Raw genomic sequence first — 24346 nt, 5'->3', positions numbered from 1 at the left:
TCGTGATCAAAAAATTCATTCGCAAGCTGCTCGGCCAGGACGGCGCCGAACAAACGTCACCCGCCGAGGCGCCCGCCGCCGACACGGCCCCTGCCCAGCGCCCCGCGAAGGGTAGCCGCGGCGGCGGCGCCAAGAAGCCGCGCAGCAATCACGAACCGACCGTCGTGCCGGCCAGCGTGCACCAGATCGATCCGTCACTGATCTCGCGCAACGCCGTCCGCGTGACCGACACGCTGCAGCAGGCGGGCTTTCGCGCATTCATCGTCGGCGGCGCGGTGCGCGACCTGCTGCTCGGCATCGCGCCGAAGGACTTCGACGTCGCGACCGACGCGACGCCGACCGAAGTCCAGCGCCTGTTCCGCCGCGCGCGCCTGATCGGCCGCCGCTTCCAGATCGTCCACGTGCAGTTCGGCCAGGAACTGATCGAGGTGTCGACGTTCCGCGCACTGGTCGATGCGCCGCCCGAGGCTGCCGCGTCGGCCGAGCCGCCGAAGCGCCTGAAGCGCGACGAACTCGATCGCCGCACGCACGCGGTCGACGCCAGCGGCCGCGTGCTGCGCGACAACGTGTGGGGCGAACAGCACGAAGACGCCGCGCGCCGCGACTTCACGATCAACGCGATGTACTACGATCCGTCGACGCAGACGGTGCTCGACTACCACGACGGGATGGCCGACATGCGCGCCCGCCTGCTGCGGATGATCGGCGACCCGGCCACGCGCTTCCGCGAGGATCCGGTGCGGATGCTGCGTGTCGTGCGGTTCGCGGCGAAACTCGGCTTCGAGATCGAGCCGCACACGCGCGAACCGATCAAGGCGCTCGCCGACCTCATCAACAACGTGCCGGCCGCGCGCCTGTTCGACGAAATGCTGAAGCTGCTGCTGTCGGGCCACGCGCTCGCGTGCCTGCAGCGGCTGCGCAAGGAGGGCCTGCACCACGGGCTGCTGCCGCTCCTCGACGTCGTGCTCGAACAACCGCAGGGCGAGAAGTTCATCACGCTCGCGCTGAACAACACCGACGCGCGCGTGCGCGCCGGCAAGACGGTATCGCCGGGCTTCCTGTTCGCGACGCTGCTGTGGCACGACATGCGCCAGCGCTTCGAGCAATACACGGCGGAAGGCGAATTCCCGGTGCCGGCGCTCCATCGCGCGATGGACGACGTGATCGACATGCAGACCGAGAAACTCGCGATCCACAAGCGCTACTCGGCCGACATGCGCGAGATCTGGGGCCTGCAGCTGCGCCTCGAAAAACGCTCGGGCCGCAGCGCGATGCGGCTGCTGGAACACCAAAGGTTTAGAGCGGGGTATGATTTCCTCCTGTTACGCTGCGAATCCGGCGAGCTCGATGCGGAAGTCGGACAGTGGTGGACGGATTTCATCGAAGGCGACGCGGCCGCGCGCGAGGCACTCCTCACGCAAGGCGGCTCGAAGGAAAAATCGCCCCGCAAGCGGCGCCGCCGCGGCGGTGCGCGAAACCGCAAGCCGGACGAAGGCGCCGCCGAGCAGGCGCCGGACACCGCGGGCGGTTCCGACGACTGACGCGCTCGCCGGCGAACGACGTAGGAAGTGATGCCATGACGGTTGCATATATCGGACTGGGGGCGAATCTCGGCGATGCGCGCCAGACCCTGAAGGACGCGGTGGTGTGCCTCGCGCAGCAGCGCACCATCTCGATCCTCGGCAAATCGAGCCTGTATCGCACGGCGCCCTTCGAAGCGGGCGGCGACGATTACTACAACTGCGTCGTCAAGCTCGACACGACGCTGTCGGCCCGTGAGCTGCTCGCGCTCTGCCAGAAGATCGAACATCACTTCGGGCGCGAGCGCCCGTATCGCAACGCGCCGCGCACGCTCGACCTCGACATCCTGCTGTTCGGCTCCGATTCGATCGACGAACCCGACCTGATCGTCCCGCATCCGCGCCTCACCGATCGCGCATTCGCGCTCGTGCCGCTCGTCGAGATCGAGCCGGCGCTCGACATCCCCGCGCGCGGCCGCGCCGATTCGTACCTCGCCTCTGTCGCGGATCAGCGCGTCGAGAAGGTGCAGACCTGTCAATGCCTGATGCAGAAGGCCCTTGCCGCCGGCGCTGACGCCGACAAGAACCGCTGCCGATGAACATCACTCCGCTGACCGTCACCGCGCCCGACCTGCGCGCCCCGCATCGCTATCTGGTGATCGAAGGGCCGATCGGCGTCGGCAAGACGACGCTCGCGCGCCTCTTCGCCGAGCGCTGGTCGATGCAGACGCTGCTCGAGCGCCCGCAGGACAACCCGTTCCTCGAACGCTTCTATCGCGACACCGCGCGCTACGCGCTGCCCGCGCAGTTGGCGTTCGCGCTGCAGCGCGCGCAGCAGGCGCGCGAACTGATCGGCGCGCTCGATACGGGCCGGCCCGTCGTCGCCGATTTCATGCCGCAGAAGAACGACATCTTCGCGCGGCTGAACCTGCCGGAAGACGAATGGCAGTTGTACCGGTCGATCGCGACGCACCTCGACGTCCCGCAAGCCCCCGCGCCCGATCTCGTCGTCTATCTGCAGGCGAGCCCCGAGGTGCTGTTCTCGCGCATCCAGAAGCGCGGGTTGCCGATGGAGCTGCAGATCAGCGACGCGTACCTGCGCTCGCTCGTCGATGCGTACAACGAATTCTTCTATCACTACGACCGAACGCCGGTACTCACGGTCGCGGCCGAACACCTGAACCCGCAAGACTCCCCCGAAGACCTCGCGCTGCTGATCGAGCGCATCGACACGATGCGCGGCCGCAAGGAATTCTTCGTCAAGGGCGAAACGACGCGCTGACGCGTCCTCGCCTGTCGTTCCTCCCCCATCGAACCGGATTTCCCCATGACCTATCTCCAGGAATCGAGCCGGCCTGCCGTCACTGTGCCCAAGCTGCAGGCAATGCGCGAAGCCGGCGAGAAGATCGCGATGCTCACCTGCTACGACGCGAGCTTTTCCGCGCTGCTCGATCGCGCCGGCACCGACGTGCTGCTGATCGGCGACTCGCTCGGCAACGTGCTGCAGGGCCACACCACCACGCTCCCCGTGTCGATCGACGACATCGCGTACCACACCGCATGCGTCGCGCGTGCGCAGCCGCGCGCGCTCGTCGTCGCCGATCTGCCGTTCGGCACGTACGGCACGCCGGCCGAGGCGTTCGCGAACGCCGTCACGCTGATGCGCGCCGGCGCGCAGATGGTCAAGCTCGAAGGCGGTGAATGGCTCGCCGACACGATCCGCTTCCTCGTTGAGCGCTCGGTGCCGGTATGCGCGCACCTCGGCCTCACGCCGCAGTCGGTGCATGCGTTCGGCGGCTTCAAGGTGCAGGGCCGCACGGAAGCTGGCGCCGCGCAGTTGCTGCGCGATGCGCGCGCGATCGAGGACGCGGGCGCGCAGCTCGTGGTGCTCGAAGCGGTGCCGACGCTCGTCGCGTCCGAAGTCACGCACATGCTGAAAATCCCGACGATCGGCATCGGCGCGGGCCTCGAATGCTCGGGCCAGGTGCTGGTGCTGCACGACATGCTCGGCATTTTCCCCGGCAAGCGCCCGCGTTTCGTGAAGGATTTCATGCAGGGCCAGCCGAACATCCAGGCGGCCGTCGAGGCGTACGTGAGCGCGGTGAAGGACGGCTCGTTCCCGGGCCCGGAACACTCGTTCTGACGCGCGGCCGGCGCCCGTTCGATACGAAAAAAAGCGCGGCACCCTTTGCGGGGCGCCGCGCTTTTTCTTTGGATGCGGTGTTGCCGAAGATCAGCGGTCTCGGCTCCCCGGGCACACAGCCCAGTCGTTCATCGCGTCATTTCAATACCGCATCGAGCGCGCCGCGCAGTGCATTGGTCAGCAGCAGCGCCTCGGCGCGCGCCAGATCGTCGAGCGTGACGATGCGCTCCTGGGCGCCGAATGTGCGGTCGTCGAGCAGCACGCCGCGCATCACGCCCGGCAGCACACCGCTCGACAGCGGCGGGGTCACCCACTGGCCGTCGAGCTTCACGAACAGGTTCGAGCGCCCGCCTTCCGTCACCTCGCCGCGCTCGTTGACAAACAGCATGTCGAAGCCGCCGAGCGCCTCCGCCGCCTGCCATGCGCGGTCGTATTCGGCACGGCGCGTCGTCTTGTGCAGCAGCAGCGCGTCGTCCGAGCGGGTCGGTGCGAACCCGTGCGCGGACGCGAGCATCACGCCGACCGGCCCGGCGGGAAGCGGTTTCATCGTCGCGGCGATGATGTCGATCGTGCCGTCCTTCGCGAGCGCGAGCTTCATCCGGTACGGGCCGTCGCCGTCGAGCGCCGCGCAGCGCGCGTCGATCTCGCGGCGCAACGCATTGACGTCGAAGCGGAAGCCGAATGCATCCGCGCTGCGCCGCAGCCGCGCGAGATGGCGCTCGAGATGCCGGATGCCGTCCGCACGCGTCGCGGCGGCGGTTTCGAACAACTGGAAGCCGGGATCGGCGTCGGTCAGGAATCGCGCTTTCAATTCGCACTCCGCATATTCGTCGGCGGCGACGCTGTCGAGCACGATGCCCGCGCCGACCCCCATCGTGCCGCGTCGCCGGCCGGCAGCGGCCGCTGCCGCGTCGCGCGTGTCGATCGTTGTGGCAGCATCGACATCGGCCGCCTCGAGCGTCAGCGTCCGGATTGCGACCGACAGGCAGAAATCGCCGCAGCCGATCGTATCGCCGGGCGACGCATCGCTTGCCGATGCCCGTTCCTTCGGCGCGTCGAGCCAGCCGATCGCGCCCGTATAGAGCCCGCGCGGCGTCGACTCGATCGCGTCGATCAGTTCCATCGTCTTGTGCTTCGGCGCACCGGTGATCGATCCGCATGGAAACAGCGCACGCAGCATCTGCGCGAACGTGGTGCCGTCGCGCCAGCCGGCCTCGACCGTCGACGTCATCTGCCAAACCGACGCGTACGACTCGACCGAGAACAGCGCCGGCACCCTGACCGTGCCCGTGCGCGCGATCCGCGACACGTCGTTGCGCAGCAGGTCGACGATCATCACGTTTTCCGCGCGGTTCTTCGGATCGTTCGCGAGGAATGCGGCGGCCGCCGCGTCGTCGCGCGGATCGGCCGAGCGCGGCGCGGTGCCTTTCATCGGCCGCGCGCGCAGCACGTCGCCGTGCTTCTCGACGAACAGCTCCGGCGAGCACGACACGACCCACGTACTGTCGGGCAGCGCGATCAGCGCGCCATAACGCACGGGCTGACGTGCGCGCAGCCGCCGGTACAGCGCGAGCGGCGTGCCGAACATGTCGAAATTCAGCCGATACGTGTAGTTGATCTGGTACGAATCGCCCGCGCGCAGCGCGTCGTGCACCGCGGCGATCGCCGCGTCGAACGCGTCGCGCGACACGCTCTTCGCGACATGCGCGACGCCCGCGATCGACGGCGGGCCGCCGCCGTCCTGCTGCGCGAGCCACGCATCGACTTCGTCGCGCGACAGGCGCTCGCAGCGCGCATACAGCAAAAAGCGCAGCGGGGCATGGCCCGGCTGCGCTCTTTCAAGATTGCGTCCGAATTCGTAATCGCCGACGACGACCGCATGCAGCCCGTCGCGCAGGTCCTGCGCCACCGCCGCATCGAGCTCGTCGAGTCGTGCCGGATCCGTACACACGCGTTCGCGCACGAAACCGGAATACAAACGACTCGACCGCGTGGACGCGGTCGAGTCGCAATCGTCCAAGAGCGCGAACGACGCGCTCTCGTTGCCTTCAGTCATGCCGTCACTCGAAGAAGCTCTTCACCCGGTCGAACCAGCTCTTGCTCTGCGGACTGTGACGCGCACCGCCCTCGGCCAGCGACTTCTCGAACTGCTTGAGCAGGTCGCGCTGCTGGTCGGTCAGCTTCACGGGCGTCTCGACCTGCACGTGTACGTACAGATCGCCCGCGATGCTCGAACGCAGACCCTTGATCCCCTTGCCGCGCAGGCGGAACGTCTTGCCCGACTGCGTGCCTTCCGGCACCGGGAACGACGCACGGCCGGCCAGCGTCGGCACCTCGATCTCGCCGCCGAGTGCGGCGGTCGTGAACGGGATCGGCATCTGGCAGTGGAGATCGTCGCCGTCGCGCTCGAACACCGAGTGCGGCTTGATGTGGATCTCGACGTACAGGTCGCCCGGCGGCCCGCCGTTGATGCCAGGCTCGCCGTTGCCGGCCGAGCGGATCCGCATCCCGTCGTCGATGCCGGCCGGGATCTTCACTTCGAGCGTCTTGGTTTCCTTCACCTTGCCCGACCCGTGGCAGTGCACGCACGGCTCCGGGATGTAGGTGCCGGTGCCGTGACACTTCGGGCAGGTCTGCTGGATGCTGAAGAAGCCCTGCGACATGCGCACCGTGCCCTGGCCGTGGCAAGTCGGGCAGGTTTCCGGCTTCGTGCCAGGCTTCGCGCCCGACCCGTGACAGACTTCGCATGAAACCCAGCTCGGCACGCGGATCTGCGTGTCGTAGCCGTGCGCGGCCTGCTCGAGCGTGATTTCCATGCTGTAGCGCAGGTCGGCACCGCGATACACCTGCGGACCGCCGCGGCCGCCACGCGCGGCGCCGCCCGCGGCCTGACCGAAGATGTCGCCGAAGATGTCGCCGAACGCATCCGCGAAGCCGCCGAAACCCTGTCCGCCCGCACCGCCCATGTTCGGATCGACGCCCGCGTGGCCGTACTGGTCGTACGCCGCGCGCTTCTGGTCGTCCGACAGCATTTCATAGGCTTCCTTCACTTCCTTGAAATGCTCTTCCGCATCCTTGCTGTCCGGATTGCGGTCAGGGTGATACTTCATCGCAAGCTTGCGATACGCCTTCTTGATTTCGTCGTCGCTCGCATTCTTCGCGACGCCCAGAACCTCGTAGTAATCCCGTTTCGCCATATCGATTCGCTGTGCCGTCGCGCGTCACGCACGCGGCGGCTCCTTTCGCCCGCAGTAAAGTCTCTCGACTCGTCTGGCGCTGCGCCGTCCGCGGACGGCTCGCGCAGCACCCGCCAAAAAACAAATGTGCCCGGAGGGCCGCGAAGCCCGCCAGGCGTGGAGTCGATCCGGCCATCCGGAAGGAAAGACAGACCGCTGTTCAGCCGCGCCGCGCGCGTGTCGCGCGCGGCGTGCGGTGCCATGGCAACCCGGCTCAGTCCTTCTTTACTTCCTTGAACTCGGCGTCGACGACGTCGTCCGCAGCCTGCTGCGCACTGCCCGCGTGGGCCGCGCCTTCCGCTGCACCCGCCGCACCGGCCGCACCGGCCTGCTGCGCCTGCATGTCGGCGTACATCTTTTCGCCGAGCTTCTGCGACGCCTGACCGACTTCCTCGACCTTCGCGTCGATCGCCGCCTTGTCGGCCGACGTATCCTTCAGCACGTCCTCGAGCGACTTCAGCGCCGCCTCGATCTTTTCCTTCTCGCCCGCGTCCAGCTTGTCGCCGTACTCGGTGAGCGCCTTCTTCGTGCTGTGGACCAGCGCGTCGCCCTGGTTGCGCGAATCGGCCAGCTCGCGCAGCTTGTGGTCTTCCGCTGCGTTCGCTTCCGCGTCCTTGATCATCTGGTCGATTTCAGCTTCGGACAGGCCCGAGTTCGCCTTGATCGTGATCTTGTTTTCCTTGCCGGTCGCCTTGTCCTTCGCGCCGACGTGCAGGATGCCGTTCGCGTCGATGTCGAAGGTCACTTCGATCTGCGGCACGCCGCGCGGCGCCGGCGGGATGCCTTCGAGGTTGAACTCGCCGAGCAGCTTGTTGCCTGCCGCCATCTCGCGTTCGCCCTGGAACACCTTGATCGTCACGGCCGACTGGTTGTCGTCCGCCGTCGAATACACCTGCGAGTGCTTCGTCGGGATCGTCGTGTTCTTGTTGATCATCTTCGTCATCACGCCGCCGAGCGTCTCGATGCCGAGCGACAGCGGGGTCACGTCGAGCAGCAGCACGTCCTTGCGGTCGCCCGACAGGACCTGGCCCTGGATCGCCGCGCCGACTGCGACGGCTTCGTCCGGGTTCACGTCACGGCGCGGATCCTTGCCGAAGAACTCCTTCACCTTCTCCTGCACCTTCGGCATGCGGGTCTGGCCGCCGACCAGGATCACGTCGTCGATGTCCGACACCTTGACGCCTGCGTCCTTGATCGCGATGCGGCACGGTTCGATCGTGCGCTCGACCAGATCCTCGACCAGCGCTTCCAGCTTCGCGCGGGTAATCTTCAGGTTCAAGTGCTTCGGACCCGATGCGTCGGCCGTGATGTACGGCAGGTTGATTTCGGTCTGCTGGCTCGACGACAGCTCGATCTTCGCCTTTTCAGCGGCTTCCTTCAGGCGCTGCAGCGCGAGCACGTCCTTCGACAGGTCGACACCCTGCTCCTTCTTGAACTCGCCGATGATGTAATCGATGATGCGCTGGTCGAAGTCCTCGCCGCCGAGGAACGTGTCGCCGTTGGTCGACAGCACTTCGAACTGCATTTCGCCGTCGACGTCCGCGATCTCGATGATCGACACGTCGAACGTGCCGCCGCCGAGGTCATACACGGCGATCTTGCGGTCGCCCTTCTCGGCCTTGTCGAGGCCGAACGCGAGCGCAGCCGCGGTCGGCTCGTTGATGATCCGCTTGACTTCGAGGCCCGCGATGCGGCCGGCGTCCTTGGTTGCCTGACGCTGGCTGTCGTTGAAGTACGCCGGCACCGTGATCACGGCTTCCGTGACCGGCTCGCCGAGGTAGTCTTCGGCCGTCTTCTTCATCTTGCGCAGCACTTCTGCCGAAACCTGCGGCGGCGCCAGCTTCTCGCCGTGCGCTTCGACCCATGCGTCGCCGTTGTCGGCCTTGATGATCGCATACGGCATCAGGCCGATGTCCTTCTGGACTTCCTTCTCTTCGAAGCGGCGGCCGATCAGGCGCTTCACCGCGAACAGCGTGTTCTTCGGGTTGGTCACCGACTGACGCTTGGCCGGTGCGCCGACGAGCACTTCGTTGTCGTCCATGTAGGCGATGATCGACGGCGTGGTGCGCGTGCCTTCCGAGTTCTCGATGACCTTGACCTGGTTGCCTTCCATGATGGCGACGCACGAGTTCGTGGTGCCGAGGTCAATACCGATGATCTTTCCCATTTTTCCTAATCTCCAGAAATGCTTGTTTGCTGCGCGAAACCCCGCGTTTTTGGGCGGTTTCGCGCGCCAGAATTCAACTCTGTTCCCGAAATGCGTCCGGCCGATCCGTTTTCAAGACCCGCCAAGCGATGCGGATATTAAATTTTTTCAATCGATGCCGGTAGCCGGATCGTGCGAACCGTCGTCGCGGGCCGACTGCGCGCCTGCCGCCGCGGCGACCTTCGCGCGCGCCGCCGACACCGCCGCCTGGAACTGCGCGAGGCCATGCCAGCCGGTCGCGCGGCCGAGCCGCTTGCCGCGGTGGAAAAAGAACCACGTCGGCACGCCGTGCAGGCCGAAGCGGCGCCCCAGCTCATGATGTTCGTACACGTTGCAATGGAACCACTTCAGGTCCAGCGCGCGCATCGCGTCCGTCTGGGCGAGCATCGCCTTCTTCGCGATCTCGCAGTTGAAGCAGTCGACGCCCCAGAAGAACACCACGGCGAGTGCATCGCCGGCGCCGGCGATCGCGGCGTCGAACGTGTCGGCCGCCAGCGCCTGCATGTCGAACGCTTCAAACGCGGCCGGATCGACGCCGGCGGGAACCATCGCGGCAGCCTTACTTCGGCTGGGCGACCGTGACGAGCGCCGGGCGCAGCACGCGGTCCGCGATCGTGTAACCCTTCTGGAGGACGGTCACGACGGTATTCGGCTCCTGATCGGCCGGCACCATCGAAATCGCCTGGTGCTGATGCGGATCGAACTTCTCGCCGACCGGGTTGATCGCGACGACGCGGCCCTTCTCGAGCGCGCTCGTCAGCTGGCGCAGCGTCAGCTCGACGCCTTCGCGCACCTTCGTGATGTCGCCGGACGTATCGCTGACGGCGGCCTCGAGGCTGTCCAGCACGGGCAGCAGGTGCTCCGCGAAACCCTCGATCGCAAACTTGTGCGCCTTCGAGACGTCTTCCTGCGCACGGCGGCGGACGTTCTCGGTCTCGGCCTTCGCCCGGAGGTAGCTCTCCTGCAGCTCGGCGACCTTGGCTTGAGCCTCCGCGAGCGCAGCGTCGGCTGCTTCGGCGGCGGGAGCAGCGCCTTGCGCCGCCTGCTTCTCGCTGCCGATGTCTTCGGCCGATTGGGTAGCCGGGTTCTCTTGCGTGTTTTCCATGTCGCTGAAAGTCGATTAGAGGTTGAAGCCAAATCGGCAACCGCCGGACCGTATGCCGGCGACACCGCACATTGGTGGTGCAAATAAGGGCGAAAACTGCGAATTCAAGAGGGTTATTCGCCGGCATTCGCCAACACCGCGAAACAACCACGCCGCACCCCGCGCGATTGCGTGCATTTGTCGCCAGATCGGACGAAACGGCCGGTAACAACGCTTACCAGGCAGGTACTAGCTCCGCACAGGGGGCTGCACTACACTCCACTCAAGCGTCGAGAAAGCGCGTTTACCCTAGCTTACCGCCGCCTGACATCCACCTGGCGCTGCATTCACCGTCCCATTGAGGCGAGTACCGTGAAACTGACCTTTGCCATATCGGTGGTCGCGCTGGTACTGATCGCCGGCACCACCACCATCTGCCTGTCCGGAGCCGTGAACGACCGCACGACCGAATACGGAAGCGCGCGGGCGACTTTCGACCAGATGTTCAGCTCCCACCAGAAAATCTGTCGATGATGCGCCGGTCGCGCTTGGTCGGCCGGCCGTGCAGATTCGCCGCCGGCTCACGATACGTGCGGCGCCGCTCCAGTTCAGCGAGCCGCGCGACGCGCCCCGCTTCCGTTTCCTCGTAAAGCGTCTGCGCGACGCTCGCGGGTCCGCGCACGTCGCAAATGCCCAGCACGGCAATGTGCCAGACGACACCATCGATCGCAATCTCGACCTCGTCGCCGACGCGCACGTCCTTCGCCGGCTTGACGGCCGCGCCGCCGATCTTCACGTGGCCCTTGTCGACCGCGTCGGACGCGAGCGAGCGTGTCTTGAAAAAGCGCGCTGCCCACAGCCATTTGTCGATGCGCAGCTTCGCGCCGGGATCCGTCGAAATCCTGTAGTTCATCGCGTTCAATTCACCGTTTCGGGCTGAGCGGCCTTTACCGGCCAGCCCTGCAAATTCTCGGCGACAATCTCGCCCACCGCGCCGATCCACGCGGACGCGCCGTTCAGACACGGAATCCGGTGGAAGGCCTGGCCGCCGCCCGCGATGAACTCGTCGCGCACCTCCATCCCGATCTCCTCGATCGTCTCCAGACAATCGGCCGTAAAACCGGGACAGAACACGTCGGCCCGCCGCACGCCGGCCTCGCCGAGTTCGCGCAGCGTCGGCGCGGTGTACGGCTGCAGCCACTCGGCCTTGCCGAAGCGCGACTGGAACGTCACGCGGCACTCGAGCGTCGACAGCCCGAGCGCGGCCATCAGCAGCGCGCCCGTCTGCTGGCACTGGTCATGATAGGGATCGCCCAGGTCGAGCGTGCGTTTCGGCACCCCGTGAAAGCTCAGCACGAGCTTGTCGCCGGCCGCGAAGTCGGGCCGGCCGTGCTGCGCCCAGTAATGACGCACCTGCTCGGCCAGCGCGTGGATGTAGGCCGGATGGTCGGCATATTGCCGCACCGTGCGCACTTCCGGCTGGTTGCGCATCCGCGCGAGCGCGGCGAACGCGGCATCGAATGCGGTCGCGGTGGTGGACGCCGAGTATTGCGGATACATCGGCATCAGCAGCACGCGCTCGACGCCCGCGCACTTGAACTGCGCGAGTGCCTGCGCAATGCCTGGGCTGCCGTAGCGCATCGCGTAGTCGACCGTCACCTGGTAGCCGTTCGATGCGAGCAGGTGGCGCACGCCTTCGGTCTGGCGCTCGGTGTACACGCGCAGCGGCGAGCCCTCGGGCATCCACACTGCCGCATATTTCTTCGCGGACGCGCGACCGCGCAGCGGCAGGATCAGCGTGCGCAGCAGTATCTGCCAGACGACCTGCGGGATTTCGACGACGCGGGGATCCGACAGGAATTCGGCCAGATAGCGCCGCACCGCGCGCGGTGTCGGAGCGTCGGGCGTGCCGAGATTGATCAGCAGCACGCCGATGCGATGGGCGGCTGCAACGCTCGAAGGCGGCTCAAGATCGAAACGCATGGGCAGGAACGTGCTCGGGGCACGCAGTCGGACGGCCCTCAATTATAGCGGGCCGGCTCGCTCGGGTTGGCTGGCCGTTCGGCCGACTGGCAGCGCACGCGGCGTCGCGGCACGATGGCGGAACGGTATCGGTTCGGGTTACTGCTGGCTCAGCGTGAGCGACAGCAGCCGCGCGGTGATGTCGACGATCGGGATCACGCGGTTGTACGCCATGCGGGTCGGGCCGATCACGCCGAGCGTGCCGACGATCTGGCCGTTCACCTCGTAGGGCGCGGTCACGACGCTCATTTCCTCGATCGGCACCAGCGTCGATTCGCCGCCGATGAAGATCTGCACGCCCTGGGCGTGGCTCGACACGTCGAGCAATTGCAGGAGGCCCGTCTTTTGGTCGAACACGTCGAACAGCTTGCGCAGCCGCGCCATGTCGGAGGAAAGATCCGCCACTTCGAGCAGGTTGCGCTCGCCGGAAATCAGCACGGTGTCCTCGGTGTCCGGCACCTCGGTGCTGGCCGTCACGGCCGCGTGCATCAGCGTGGTCATGTCGCCGCGCAACTGGTCGATCTCGTCGCGCAGGCGGCGGCGCACCTCGTCGAACGACAGGCCGGCGAAATGCGCGTTGATGTAATTGGACGCCTCGGTCAGTTGCGACGGCGAGTAGTCGCGCGGCGTCGCGAGCATCCGGTTCTGCACGTCGCCCTCGGGCGTGACGATGATCAGCAGGATGCGCTTGTCCGACAGGCGCATGAACTCGATCTGCTTGAACACGTGGCTGCGCCGCGGCGTCAGCACGACACCCGCAAACTGCGACAGGTTCGACAGCACGCTCGCGGCGGCCGCCACCACCCGCTGCTGCGGCTCACCGGCCTGCAGCGTGTTCTGTACCTGCCGCGCAACGGCTTCGGCGTCGATCGGCGCCTCGACCGTCAGCATCGTGTCGACGAACAGCCGGTAGCCGCGCGGCGTCGGCACGCGGCCGGCCGACGTGTGCGGGCTCGACACGAGGCCGAGCTCCTCCAGATCGGACATCACGTTGCGGATCGTCGCCGGGCTCAGCTCGAGCCCGGAGTAACGGGACAACGTGCGCGATCCGACTGGCTGACCGTCGGCGATATACCGTTCGATCAGGGTTTTCAGGAGGGTTCGTGCGCGAGGATCTAGCATGGTGGAAAATTTTAGCGCAACCGCGCGACTGCGGCGAGTGGCGTCGGCCACCATTGCGCGGGCCGGCCCGATCCGGCCCCGCCGTCGCACAGCCGGTTCTTTTCGTCAACGAGCTATGGTGTAATGCCGGCATGAAAACCGGTAATCAGTTCAACACTGTCGCGCTCGTCGGCCGGAGCAACACGCCCGGCATCGCCGAGCCGCTCGCCACCCTGGCTGCCAGCCTAGCGAAGCTGGGCTTCGAGGTCGTATTCGAAGGCGATACCGCGCGCGAGTTCGGCATCACCGGCTATCCGGCGCTCACCCCGGCCGAAATCGGGGCGCGTGCGGACGTGGCGGTCGTGCTGGGCGGCGACGGCACGATGCTCGGCATCGGCCGCCAGCTTGCGCCGTACCGGACACCGCTGATCGGGATCAACCACGGGCGGCTCGGCTTCATCACGGACATCGCGGCAGCCGACATGCACGCACGCATCCCCGTGATGCTGGCGGGCAAGTTCGAGCGCGAGGAGCGCTCGCTGCTCGAGGCCCGGATCGTGCGCGACGGCGAACCGATCTACCATGCGCTCGCGTTCAACGACGTCGTCGTGAACCGCAGCGGCTTCTCCGGGATGGTCGAGCTGCGCGCGTCGGTCGACGGCCGGTACATGTACAACCAGCGTTCGGACGGCCTGATCGTCGCCACGCCGACGGGCTCGACCGCGTACGCGCTGTCGTCGGCCGGCCCGATCCTCCATCCGCAGCTGCAGGGCATCGTGCTCGTGCCGATCGCGCCGCACGCGCTGTCGAACCGGCCGATCGTGCTGCCCGACGATTCGAAGATCGCGATCCAGATCGTCGCCGGGCGTGACGTCAACGTGAATTTCGACATGCAGTCGTTCACCTCGCTCGAACTGAACGACACGATCGAGGTGCGCCGCTCGAAGCACACGGTGCCGTTCCTGCACCCGGTCGGCTACAGCTATTTCTCGACGCTGCGCAAGAAGCTGCACTGGAACGAACACGCATCGAACGAAGACGACAAGGCGTTCTGACGCCCCTGAGCCCGACACCATGCTCCGCCACCTCTCGATCCGCGACTTCGTCATCGTCGCCGCGCTCGATCTCGAATTCGACAGCGGCTTTACCGTCTTTTCCGGCGAAACCGGCGCCGGCAAATCGATCCTGATCGACGCCCTCGCCCTCGCGCTCGGCGAACGCGCCGACGCGAGCGTCGTGCGCGCCGGCTGCGGCCGCGCCGACATCACCGCAGAATTCACGCCGCACGACCGCGTCGCGCACTGGCTCGACGAACACGCGTTCGACACTGAGGACACCGTGATGCTGCGCCGCGTGATCGACGCGAACGGCCGCTCGCGCGCATTCATCAACGGCACCAGCGCGACGCTTGCGCAGCTGCGCGAGCTCGGCGAGATGCTGGTCGACATCCACGGCCAGCACGCGCACCAGTTGCTGATGCGCCCCGATGCGCAGCGCGAGCTGTTCGACACGCACGCGGGGCTCGTCGCCGATGCCGCGAACGTCGCACGCGCGTGGCGCGTCTGGCGCGACGCGACGCAGGCGATCGACGCCGCGAAGGCGCACGAGCGCGAACTGCAGCTCGAACGCGAGAAGCTCGCATGGCAGCTCGCCGAGCTCGACAAGCTCGCACCGCAACCGGGCGAATGGGACGAAGTCGGCAGCGAGCACAAGCGCCTGTCGCATTCGGCGAATCTGATCGCCGGCGTGCAGGGCGCGCTCAACGCGCTGTCCGAGGCCGACGACGCGATGCTCCCGCAACTCGGCGCGATCGTGTCGAAACTACGCAGCCTGGCCGACTACGACACGGGGCTCGGCGATGCGCTCGCATCGCTCGAACCGGCCGAGATCCAGCTGCAGGAAGCCGTCTATTCGCTGTCGCACTACGCGCAGCGCCTCGATCTCGACCCGGCCCGGCTCGCGCAGGTCGAAACGCGCCTCGACGCGCTGCACTCGACCGCCCGCAAGTTCCGGCTGCCGCCCGACAGGCTGCACGAGGAACATGCGGCACGCCGCGCGCAGCTCGCCGCGCTCGACGCAGCCGCCGATCTCGGCGCGCTCGAAGCCGCGCAGGCCAAGGCGTGGGAAGCCTATCTCACTGACGCGAAACGCCTGTCGAAGGCGCGCGCGCAGGCCGCGAAGGCGCTCGGCACGGCCGTCACGGCCGGTATGCAGGAACTGTCGATGGCGGGCGGCAGCTTCGAAGTCGCGCTCGTGCCGATCGCCGATGGTGGCGCGCACGGGCTCGAGCAGGTCGAATTCCGCGTCGCCGGACACCCCGGCGTGCCACTGCGGCCGCTCGCGAAAGTCGCATCGGGCGGCGAGCTCGCACGGATCAGCCTTGCGCTCGCGGTGATCGCGAGTGCCGCCAGCCCGACGCCGACGCTGATCTTCGACGAAGTCGACACGGGCATCGGCGGCGGCGTCGCCGAGGTGGTCGGCCGCCTGCTGCATCAGCTCGGGCGTGACCGCCAGGTACTGTGCGTGACGCACCTGCCGCAGGTCGCCGCGCGCGGCGACCATCACTTCCAGGTCGCGAAGGGTGCCGACGACCGCGGCGGCACCGTCTCGTCGGTCGTCCCGCTCGACAAGGCGAGCCGGGTCGAGGAAGTCGCCCGGATGCTCGGTGGGCTCGAGATCACCGCGACGACGCGCAAGCACGCGAAGGAAATGCTGGCGGCCTGACGCGGCCACCCGTCCCCAGAATGAAAAGAGACCGGCGCATGCGTCGGTCTCTTTTCATCGGCAGCAGCGGCCGCCCGATCGCGCCCGCCCTGCTCCGGTGATCCGAACGTTCGACTCGAACGTTTGAATCAAACGCTCGTTTCAACCGCGCCGAACACCCGCTCCCACAGCGCCGTCACGGCTGCCCGCTCGTCGGCCACCAGCGCCGGATCGACCCGCGCCTTTTCCATCCCGTCGAGCCGCAGCTTGTGTTGCAGCTTCCGGTACTTGCGGTACGCGGCGCCGACACGCTCGGCTTCGTCCTCGCCCATCAGCCCGAATCGGGCGACCTCGCGCAGCAGCGCGATGTTGCCGGTATTGCGGATCAGCTCGGCATCACTCGACGCATGCAGCAGCACCCAGTACTGGACGATGAACTCGATGTCGACCATCCCGCCGCGATCGTGCTTCAGGTCGAACAGCTCGGTCTGGTTCGGGTGGCCGGCGAACACCTTGCCGCGCATGTCGACGATCTCCTTCGCAAGCACCGCCCCGTCGCGCGGCGTCGTCAGCACCTGCTGGCGGATCGCCTCGAAGTCGGCGCCGATCTGCGTGTCGCCCGCGCTGTAGCGGGCGCGCGTCAGCGCCTGGTGCTCCCACACCCACGCGGTGTTCGCCGCGTCGCCCTCGCGCAGCTGGTAGCGGCGGAACGCGTCGAGATCGGTCACGAGCAGTCCGGCCTCGCCGTTCGGCCGCAGCCGCAGGTCGATGTCGAACAGCGCGCCGGCGCCGGTCGCGGTCGTGAGCCACGTGATCAGCCGTCGTGTAAACGTTGTGTAGACATCCGCCGAGCGCTCGTCGGGGTCGTCGTACAGGAAAATCAGGTCGAGATCCGACGCGTAGCCGAGCTCCTTGCCGCCGAGCTTGCCGTAAGCGATCACCGCGAACTTCGGCACGTCACGGTGGCGCTTCGCGAGCTGCGACCAGACAACCTCGATCGTCACGTCGAGCACGGCGTCGGCGAGTTCCGAGAGGCGATCGCTCACGTGCTCGACCGACAGCTGGCCCGCCAGATCGATCAGCAGGATGCGGAACACCTCCGCGTGCTGCGCATGCCGCAGCAGGTCCATCTGCTGCTCGGGGCCGTCGGCGGCCGCGAGGCGCGCACGCAAGGCGTCCTTGAACGCGGGCCAGTCGAACGGGCTCGCGATCGCTTCGTCGTCGAGCAGTTCGTCGAGCAGTTGTGGATGGCGGATCAGGTAGCCGCCGCCCCAGCGCGTCGCGCCGAGCACCGACAGCACGCGATCGAGCGCGGCGGGATACTCGGTCAGCAGCGCGAGATAGACGCCGCGCCGGCTGACCGTCTCGAGCAGGTCGAACAGCCGCACGATGGTCTCGTCGCGGCGCGCGGCGTCGATCCGCGGCGCAGCCTCGAGCGCGCGCTGCGCAACGCTGTCGAACCGTTGCCGGCTCTTTTCCGGCAGGCCCGAGTAGCGCGACGACTGCCAGATCGCGCGCAGCCGCGCGAGCACGGTCGCCGGATCGGTGAAGCCCAGCCCGTCGAGGCGCGCGCGCAGCGCGTCGTCTTCGCCGTCGTCGGCGAGCGCCCCGCTCCAGATCCACGACGCGGTGGTGTCCTCGCCCCCCGCGCAGGGGCCGCCGCTCACCTTGTCGGCAAAGATCTGGTCGAACTGCGCCTCGACGAAGGTGCGGTAGCCGTCGAGCACCGTCATCAGCGCCGCGTAGTCGGCAAAGCCGAGCGACGCGGCCAACGCCGCGCGCTCGGCCGGATCGACCGGCATCGCGTGCGTCTGCGCGTCGTCGCGGTACTGCAGCCGATGCTCGAGCGTGCGCAGGAAGTTGTAGGCGTCGGTCAGGCGCTCGCGCACGTCCTCGCCGATCAGCCCGCGCGCCTGCGCATGGCGCAGCACCGCGAGCGTCGGCCGTACGCGGAATTCCGCATCCTGGCCGCCGCGGATCAACTGGAACACCTGCGCGCTGAACTCGATCTCGCGGATCCCGCCGCGCCCGAGCTTGATGTCATCGGCCTTGTCGGGCCGCATCGACGCGCGGCGCGCGGCTTCCTGGCGAATCTGCTGGTGCAGCGAACGGATCGCCCCGATCACACCGAAGTCGAGATAGCGGCGGTACACGAACGGCTTGACGATCGATTCGAGCTGCGACGCGAGCCGCTGCGCCGCGTCGCTGTCCCCTTCCGACACGAGCCGCCCCTTGATCCACGCGTAGCGCTCCCATTCGCGCCCCTGCACGTAGAAATATTCCTCGAGCATCCCGAGGCTGCACACGAGCGGCCCCGAATCGCCGTTCGGGCGCAGCCGCATGTCGACGCGAAACACGTAGCCGTCGGCCGTGACTTCGGACAGCACGCCGATCAGGCGCCGGCCGAGCCGCGTGAAGTATTCCTGGGTAGACAGCGGCGAGCGCGTGCCGCCGGCCGTCTCGCCGTCGTCCTCGTAGACGAAGATCAGGTCGATGTCGGACGACACGTTCAGCTCGCGGCCGCCGAGCTTGCCCATCCCGACCACGCCCAGCACGACGCGCTGGCCGTCGGCGCCGCGCGGCTCGCCGTACATCGCCTCGAGTTCGGCCGACAGCAGCGTGAGCGAGCGCTGCACGGCCACCTCGGCGAGATCGGTCATCGCGCCCGTCACCTCGGCGACGTCCGCGACGCCGCGCAGGTCGCGCTCCGCGACCGCGCCGAACACCTCGACACGCAACTGCCGCAGCGCCCGCTTCAGTTGCTCGTCGCCCGGCGCGGCCGCGCCGGCCGGCGATGCGAGCAGTTCGGTCAGGCGCGCGTCGAGCTGCGCCCGGGCGAGCGGCGCGGCGGCCCACGCGGCGATCTGGTCGGACAGCGCGGGACGCGCGGCGGCCGCGCGGGCGATATAGCGGGAGTAGGACTGGCTGATCAGGGCGGAAGCGTCGGTCATCGAAAAGCGGGCCTGGCGGTCGGGCCCGCCGCCGCGGGAGAACGCTTGCGCGCCCCGCCGCCGACAGGCCCCGTGGACTCGGCGCGGTGTCGCGACGCGGATGCGCCGCCGCGAAAACCGCGCGCCGGAAAGCCCGTGCCGCGCTGCCGCAACGGCCGCCGGCACGAACCCCTGTGATACATTTCAACGTCAGTCTGCAAAACTACCATATCGCCGCCCTTCCGCCGCATGTCCGACCGTCAGGAATCCGCCTTAGCTGAGCCCGAAGCGGGACCTCCGAAGCACGATCATCCAGTCCTGCGTCACGTGTTCAGGGTGACGCTGGCAGTCGGGATCGGCACGTACTTCGTCGCGGCCGGCGCGTTCCTCGGGCTGCGCTACGTGGTGCTGCCGCGCATCGACGAATTTCGCCCGCGCATCGAGCGCGCGGTGTCCGACAAGCTCCACGCGCAGCTCTCGATCGGCAAACTGTCCCCCCACTGGTCCGGCATGCAGCCGGGTGTCGAAGTCGCCAACCTCACCATTCGCGGCCGTGACGGCCAGATCGCGCTGTTGGTCCCGCACGCGACGGCCGCGCTGTCGTGGTTGTCGCTGCTGCGGCTGTCGCCCGCGCTGTCGAGCCTGATCGTCGACCATCCGGACCTCGTCGTCGCGCGCGCGGCCGACGGCTCGCTGAGCATCGCGGGCGTCGGCGTCGCGACCACCCATGGCGGCAACGACACGTTCGGCACCTGGCTGCTGAAGCAGGAAGCGATCGTGCTGCGCAACGGCACGCTGCGCTGGCGCGACGCGCAGCACGATGCACCGGAGCTCGCGCTGTCCGGCATCCGCCTCGCGGTGCTCAACAACGGCCGCGAGCACAAGGCCGCGCTTCAGGCGCCCGCGAACGGCACCCTGCTGCTCGGCCCGCTCGATTTCCGCGCGCGCTTCCGGCACAAGCCGCTCGCGCCGATCGGCAAGCCGACGAACTGGACCGGTGACGCATATCTGTCGACCGGCCCCGTCGACCTGCAGACGCTCGGCCGCTATCTCGACATACCGCTCACGATCCACGCGGGCCGCATCGACAACGCAATCTGGGCGACCTTCCAGAACGGCCACCTGCGCTCCGCCGGCGGCGACCTGCAGGGCGCCGACGTCGTGCTGCGCGTGCGGCCGACCCAGCCGCTCCTCGACGTGCCGACGGTCGGCTTCGGCTGGGACATGGCGCTGGACACCGGCCGCGACTACACGCTGCACCTGACGCGCTTCAACGCGGAGCTCGGGCAGCCGCCGCTGCCGGACGGCACGCCGCTCGCCCGCTCGCTCGCGCTGTCGACGCTGACCGCCCGCTACCGCGTGCCGGCCGCCGACCAGGGGCAGCTCCTGAGCGTCGTCGGCGACCGCGTCGATCTCGGCATCCTCAGCGAGTTCATCCGCGGGCTGCCGCTGCCGGCGCGGCTGCGCAACGAACTGATCAAGCTCGACCCGCGCGGGATGGTGTCGAATTATCACATCGAGGTCGAACGCGCGAAGCCGGCGCGGGCCGAGCTCGCCGACGAAGAGCGTCGCACCGGCGCCGCACCGATCGTCCGCTACCGCTTCCTCGGCGACCTGCAGGGCATCAGCTTCGCCGCGCAGGAGCCGCCCCCCGGCCTCTCGCCGCGTGGCCATCCGCGCGCCGGCTGGCCGGGCGTCGAGAACCTGTGGGGCCGCGTCGACGCGAACGAGAGGGGCGGCGCCGCGCACTTCGACGCGGTCAACGCGGCAGTCACGGTGCCCGGCGAATTCGACGAGCCGCGCCTGACCTTCGACCGGCTGCGCGGCAACGCGAAATGGGTGATCACGCCGGCGCCGGGCGAAAAGCACGCGCGCGTCGACGTGACGTTGCCGGACCTGTTCGTCGCGAATCCCGATGCGGAAATCGCGGTGTCGGGCTCGTACACGAACCCCGGCCACGGCCGCGGCTCGCTCGACCTGCGCGCGGAATTCGCGCGCGCGTCGGTGGCGCGCATTCCGCGCTACCTGCCGACCGGGATGTCCGAGCACCTGCGCAACTATCTCGGCCATGCGCTGCAGGACGGCCAGGTGTCCAAGGGCGCGTCGATCGTCGCCCGCGGCCCGCTCGAGAAATTCCCGTTCGAACACGAGCCGGATGCCGGCGTGTTCCATATCGTCGCGCCGTTCACCGGCGGCCGCTTCGAGCCGACGCCGTACCCCCCGCGCAAGCTCGCGAACGGCACGCCGAGCGTCTGGCCCGCACTCGACGGGATCGACGGCGTGTTCGAGCTCGCGCAGAACAAGCTGCGCTTCGACATCGCGCGCGCGCACTACAAGCGCGTCGCGCTGACGAAGGTCGCCGGCCGGATCGACGATCTCGGCAACCCGTCGACGTCGCCGCTCATCATCGACGGCCATGCGCATGGCCCGCTCGCGGACCTGATCGACTACGCGGACAACAGCTCGCTCGGCGCGATGAGCGGGCACATCGGCCAGCGGATCGATGCGCAGGGGCCTGCGGCGCTCGCGCTCAAGATCACGATTCCGCAGCACGTTCCGCATCCGCATACCCACGTCGAAGGCGCACTCGCGTTCGGCGGCAACACGCTGTCGACTGACGGCGTGCCGCCGCTGTCCGCGCTGCGCGGCAGCGTGCGCTTCTCCGAGGCTGGCGCATCGCTGCACGACCTGTCGGGGCGCTTCCTCGGCGGCCCGGTGCGCGCGAACGGCAACTTCCAGTCGCACGGCCCGTACGCGGTGGACGTCGACGGCAAGCTCGCGCTCGACGCCGCGCGCGGCCTGAACCTGCGCGGCACGGCTGCGGCGCTGCTCGAGCACGTGGTCGGCGACGCGCCGTACCAGCTCGCCGTGCGCGGCGCGCCGGGCCGCCTGCCGGAGGTCACCGCGCGTTCCGACCTGACGGGCGTCGCGTTGAACTTCCCGGCGCCGTTCGCGAAACCGGCCGGCACGCCGATGCCGTTCCGCTTCACGCTGCAGCCGGCCGCCCAGGCGGGCGGCAAGCGCCTCGAGCATGCCGACCTGACGCTCGGCCCCGTGTCCGCCACCTACCTGCTCGACGCGACACCCGGCCAGCCGCTGCGCGCGGTGCGCGGCGCGATGGGCATCCACCGGATGCCCGACCTGCCGCAGGACGGCGTGAGCGCTGCCGTCGACGTCGACGAACTCGACGCCGACGCCTGGCTCGCACTGGCCCGCACGCTCCAGCACGACACGCCGCGCGCGCCGGAACCGCAAGCCGCGTCGCGCATCGACGTCGCGAGCTTCACGCCGAAACGCTTCGCGCTCCACTTCGGCACGCTGAAGCTGCTCAAGCGCAACTGGGAAAACGTGATCATCGGCGCGTCGCACATCGACGAGTTGTGGCAGGCGAACATCGCGTCGAACCAGGTCTCGGGCTACCTGTCGTGGGCGCCGGGCGGCGGCCACAACGGCGCGGGCGTGCTGAACGCGCGGCTCGCGAAGCTCGTGATTCCGCAGAGTGCGCAGCACGACCTCGTCGGCCGCGCGATGAACCTGCCGACGCCGACCGACCGGCCGATGCCGTCGGTCGACCTGATCGTCGACCAGGTCGTTGCACGCGATCACGACATCGGCCGGCTCGTCGTCAATGCACGCAACATCGAGGAAGACGGCGTGCCGGTGTGGCAGCTCGACAAGCTCGAGCTGGCGAACCCGGCCGCAAAGCTGACGGCGACCGGCAACTGGCGCACGTCGCGCCGCGCGCTGGCACGCGGCGTCGACGAAAACGATGCACCGCGCCGCAGCGTGTTCGACTTCAAGCTCGACGTCGGCAACGCGGGCGCGCTGCTCGACCTCGTCGGCCTGCCGCGCACGCTGGCGGACGGCCACGGCTCGGTGACCGGCAAGGTCGGCTGGCGCGGCGGCCCGACCGCGGTCGATCTGCCGACGCTCGGCGGCCAGATCGCGCTCGACCTGGAGCACGGCCAGATCCTGAAGGTCGATCCGGGCGCCGCGAAACTGCTCGGCGTGCTGAGCCTGCAGAGTCTCGCGCGCTTCCTGACGCTGAATTTCCGCGACGTGATCGGCAAGGGACTGCCGTTCGACAAGATCACGGGCACCAGCCGGATCTCGAACGGGATCGCTCGCACCGACGACTTTTCGATGACGACTGCGCCGGCGAACGTGACCGTGCGCGGCGCGGTCGACCTCGGCACCGAGACGCAGGACCTGCACGCGCACGTCGCGCCGAAGATCGGCGCCGGCACGGCCGCGATCGCGGCCGCGATCATCAATCCGCTGCTCGGCGTCGGCGTGCTGGCGGCGAACTACGCGCTGTCGGAGACGCTGTCGCACGCGTTCGCGCTCGACTACGCGATCACCGGCTCGTGGGCGCATCCGCACATCGAGCGGGTGCGAGGCGATCAGGGTAAGATGAATCACGGTCCGGCCGATGCGACGAGCCACTGACGCGCGCAGGGTGCCGGGCCGCACCCCATTTATGACGCAATCGATCCAGCGATGACCGATCACGCCCGTTCCGCCACGCCCTTTCGGGTCGCCGCGCTGCAGATGGTGAGCACGCCGGACGTCGCACGCAATCTCGCCGAAGCCGGCCGCCTGATCGCGGAAGCGGCCGGCGACGGCGCGCAGCTCGTGCTGCTGCCCGAGTATTTCTGCTTCATGGGCCATCGCGACACCGACAAGCTCGCGCTCGCCGAACCCTACCGCGACGGCCCGATTCAGCGCTTCCTCTCGGAGGCGGCGCACCGTCACGGCGTCTGGGTGATCGGCGGCACGCTGCCGCTGAAGGCGCCCGAACCCGATCGCGTGCTGAACACGACGCTCGTGTTCGACCCGACCGGTAACGAAGCGGCCCGCTACGACAAGATCCACCTGTTCAACTTCGAGAAAGGCGACGAATCGTTCGACGAGGCGCGCACGATCCGCGCGGGCGACACGGTCGTCACGTTCGACGCGCCGTTCGGGCGGGTCGGCCTGTCGGTCTGTTACGATCTGCGCTTTCCGGAGCTGTATCGCAGGATGGGCGACTGCGCGCTGATCGTCGTGCCGTCGGCGTTTACGTATACGACGGGCCGCGCGCACTGGGAAATGCTGCTGCGCGCGCGGGCCGTCGAGAACCAGTGCTACGTGCTCGCGGCCGCGCAAGGCGGCAAGCACGAGAACGGCCGGCGCACCTGGGGCCACAGCATGCTGATCGACCCGTGGGGCGACATCGTCGCGGTCCGCGACGAAGGCGCGGGCGTCGTGACCGGCGCGCTCGATCCGCAGCGCATCGCCGACGTGCGCCAGAGCCTGCCCGCGTGGCGGCATCGCGTGCTGGCCTGAACCGCTGATCCGCCCTGGCGCTTGAAACGCCGCCCGGCCAACCCATCTGCCCAGAACGCACCCGACAACTTTT

Annotated in this window: 18 protein-coding genes; 9 read left to right on the top strand and 9 right to left on the bottom strand. The window is 68.2% G+C overall.

Annotation, left to right across the window (positions count from 1 at the left end; all coding sequences use genetic code 11):
- Nucleotides 1-2 precede the first annotated feature (2 nt).
- The 4 genes from pcnB to panB are packed head-to-tail and all read left to right on the top strand — an operon-like array spanning nucleotide 3 to nucleotide 3663.
- Complete coding sequence (gene pcnB / locus WS75_RS15540; protein WP_059681273.1) at nucleotides 3-1541, top strand: polynucleotide adenylyltransferase PcnB; 1539 nt, start codon at nucleotides 3-5, stop codon at nucleotides 1539-1541.
- Nucleotides 1542-1576: 35 nt separating this feature from the next.
- Nucleotides 1577-2119 carry a 2-amino-4-hydroxy-6-hydroxymethyldihydropteridine diphosphokinase gene (gene folK, locus WS75_RS15535; RefSeq protein WP_059681272.1) on the top strand — a complete coding sequence of 181 codons (543 nt, stop codon included), beginning with the start codon at nucleotides 1577-1579 and terminating at the stop codon, nucleotides 2117-2119.
- Nucleotides 2116-2802 carry a deoxynucleoside kinase gene (locus tag WS75_RS15530; RefSeq protein ID WP_059681271.1) on the top strand — a complete coding sequence of 229 codons (687 nt, stop codon included), beginning with the start codon at nucleotides 2116-2118 and terminating at the stop codon, nucleotides 2800-2802. The genes folK and WS75_RS15530 overlap by 4 nt, the downstream gene beginning before the upstream one ends.
- Nucleotides 2803-2847: 45 nt before the next feature.
- Nucleotides 2848-3663 carry a 3-methyl-2-oxobutanoate hydroxymethyltransferase gene (panB, locus tag WS75_RS15525; protein ID WP_059681270.1) on the top strand — a complete coding sequence of 272 codons (816 nt, stop codon included), beginning with the start codon at nucleotides 2848-2850 and terminating at the stop codon, nucleotides 3661-3663.
- Nucleotides 3664-3799: 136 nt separating this feature from the next.
- Here the strand turns inward: panB and WS75_RS15520 are convergent, their stop codons facing one another.
- The 5 genes from WS75_RS15520 to grpE form a co-directional block, all read right to left on the bottom strand.
- Complete coding sequence (locus tag WS75_RS15520; protein WP_059681269.1) at nucleotides 3800-5719, bottom strand: chorismate-binding protein; 1920 nt, start codon at nucleotides 5717-5719, stop codon at nucleotides 3800-3802.
- Nucleotides 5720-5723: 4 nt separating this feature from the next.
- Entirely contained in the window at nucleotides 5724-6860 is a 1137-nt protein-coding gene (gene dnaJ / locus WS75_RS15515; protein WP_014898006.1) for a molecular chaperone DnaJ, read from the bottom strand.
- Nucleotides 6861-7113: 253 nt separating this feature from the next.
- A complete protein-coding gene (gene dnaK, locus WS75_RS15510; protein ID WP_059681268.1) occupies nucleotides 7114-9066 on the bottom strand; it encodes a molecular chaperone DnaK in 1953 nt (650 codons plus the stop codon).
- Nucleotides 9067-9213: 147 nt separating this feature from the next.
- Nucleotides 9214-9654 (bottom strand): thioredoxin family protein, encoded by a 441-nt coding sequence (locus WS75_RS15505; RefSeq protein WP_059681267.1) that lies wholly within the window; start codon nucleotides 9652-9654, stop codon nucleotides 9214-9216.
- A gap of 10 nt (nucleotides 9655-9664) precedes the next feature.
- Complete coding sequence (gene grpE, locus WS75_RS15500) at nucleotides 9665-10210, bottom strand: nucleotide exchange factor GrpE (RefSeq protein ID WP_059681266.1); 546 nt, start codon at nucleotides 10208-10210, stop codon at nucleotides 9665-9667.
- Between the two features lie 351 nt (nucleotides 10211-10561).
- Between grpE and WS75_RS34145 the strand changes: the two genes are divergently transcribed.
- Nucleotides 10562-10723: a hypothetical protein gene (locus WS75_RS34145; protein ID WP_179948916.1), complete on the top strand. Its 162-nt coding sequence runs from the start codon at nucleotides 10562-10564 to the stop codon at nucleotides 10721-10723.
- Here WS75_RS34145 and WS75_RS15495 read toward each other — a convergent pair.
- The 3 genes from WS75_RS15495 to hrcA form a co-directional block, all read right to left on the bottom strand.
- The gene (locus WS75_RS15495; protein WP_059681265.1) at nucleotides 10695-11102 is read right to left on the bottom strand and encodes an RNA-binding S4 domain-containing protein; all 408 of its coding nucleotides are present in this window, start codon (nucleotides 11100-11102) and stop codon (nucleotides 10695-10697) included. The genes WS75_RS34145 and WS75_RS15495 overlap by 29 nt on opposite strands.
- Before the next feature lie 5 nt (nucleotides 11103-11107).
- Nucleotides 11108-12172, bottom strand: a complete 1065-nt coding sequence (gene hemH, locus WS75_RS15490) for a ferrochelatase (RefSeq protein WP_059681264.1) — start codon at nucleotides 12170-12172, stop codon at nucleotides 11108-11110.
- A gap of 138 nt (nucleotides 12173-12310) precedes the next feature.
- On the bottom strand, nucleotides 12311-13333 hold the full coding sequence (hrcA, locus tag WS75_RS15485; protein WP_011544637.1) for a heat-inducible transcriptional repressor HrcA: 1023 nt from the start codon (nucleotides 13331-13333) through the stop codon (nucleotides 12311-12313).
- Nucleotides 13334-13464: 131 nt separating this feature from the next.
- Between hrcA and WS75_RS15480 the strand changes: the two genes are divergently transcribed.
- Together WS75_RS15480 and recN are read left to right on the top strand one after the other, a co-directional pair.
- Nucleotides 13465-14367, top strand: coding sequence for an NAD kinase (locus tag WS75_RS15480; RefSeq protein ID WP_059681263.1), 903 nt, complete (start codon nucleotides 13465-13467; stop codon nucleotides 14365-14367).
- Nucleotides 14368-14386: 19 nt separating this feature from the next.
- Nucleotides 14387-16036 (top strand): DNA repair protein RecN, encoded by a 1650-nt coding sequence (recN, locus tag WS75_RS15475; RefSeq protein WP_059681262.1) that lies wholly within the window; start codon nucleotides 14387-14389, stop codon nucleotides 16034-16036.
- A 128-nt stretch (nucleotides 16037-16164) separates the two neighbouring features.
- Here the strand turns inward: recN and glnE are convergent, their stop codons facing one another.
- A complete protein-coding gene (gene glnE, locus WS75_RS15470) occupies nucleotides 16165-18966 on the bottom strand; it encodes a bifunctional [glutamate--ammonia ligase]-adenylyl-L-tyrosine phosphorylase/[glutamate--ammonia-ligase] adenylyltransferase (RefSeq protein WP_059681261.1) in 2802 nt (933 codons plus the stop codon).
- 228 nt (nucleotides 18967-19194) lie between these two features.
- Here glnE and WS75_RS15465 point away from each other — a divergent pair, with 228 nt between their 5' ends.
- Both WS75_RS15465 and WS75_RS15460 read left to right on the top strand, forming a co-directional pair.
- A complete protein-coding gene (locus WS75_RS15465; RefSeq protein ID WP_059681260.1) occupies nucleotides 19195-23394 on the top strand; it encodes a YhdP family phospholipid transporter in 4200 nt (1399 codons plus the stop codon).
- Between the two features lie 51 nt (nucleotides 23395-23445).
- Nucleotides 23446-24273, top strand: a complete 828-nt coding sequence (locus tag WS75_RS15460; protein ID WP_059681259.1) for a carbon-nitrogen hydrolase family protein — start codon at nucleotides 23446-23448, stop codon at nucleotides 24271-24273.
- The last annotated feature ends 73 nt before the right edge of the window (nucleotides 24274-24346 follow it).

The sequence above is a fragment of the Burkholderia sp. FL-7-2-10-S1-D7 genome (genome assembly GCF_001524185.1).
Lineage (GTDB): Bacteria > Pseudomonadota > Gammaproteobacteria > Burkholderiales > Burkholderiaceae > Burkholderia > Burkholderia diffusa.
The sequence above is the reverse complement of the archived record's forward strand: the minus strand, read 5'-3'. Positions and strand labels throughout refer to the sequence as shown.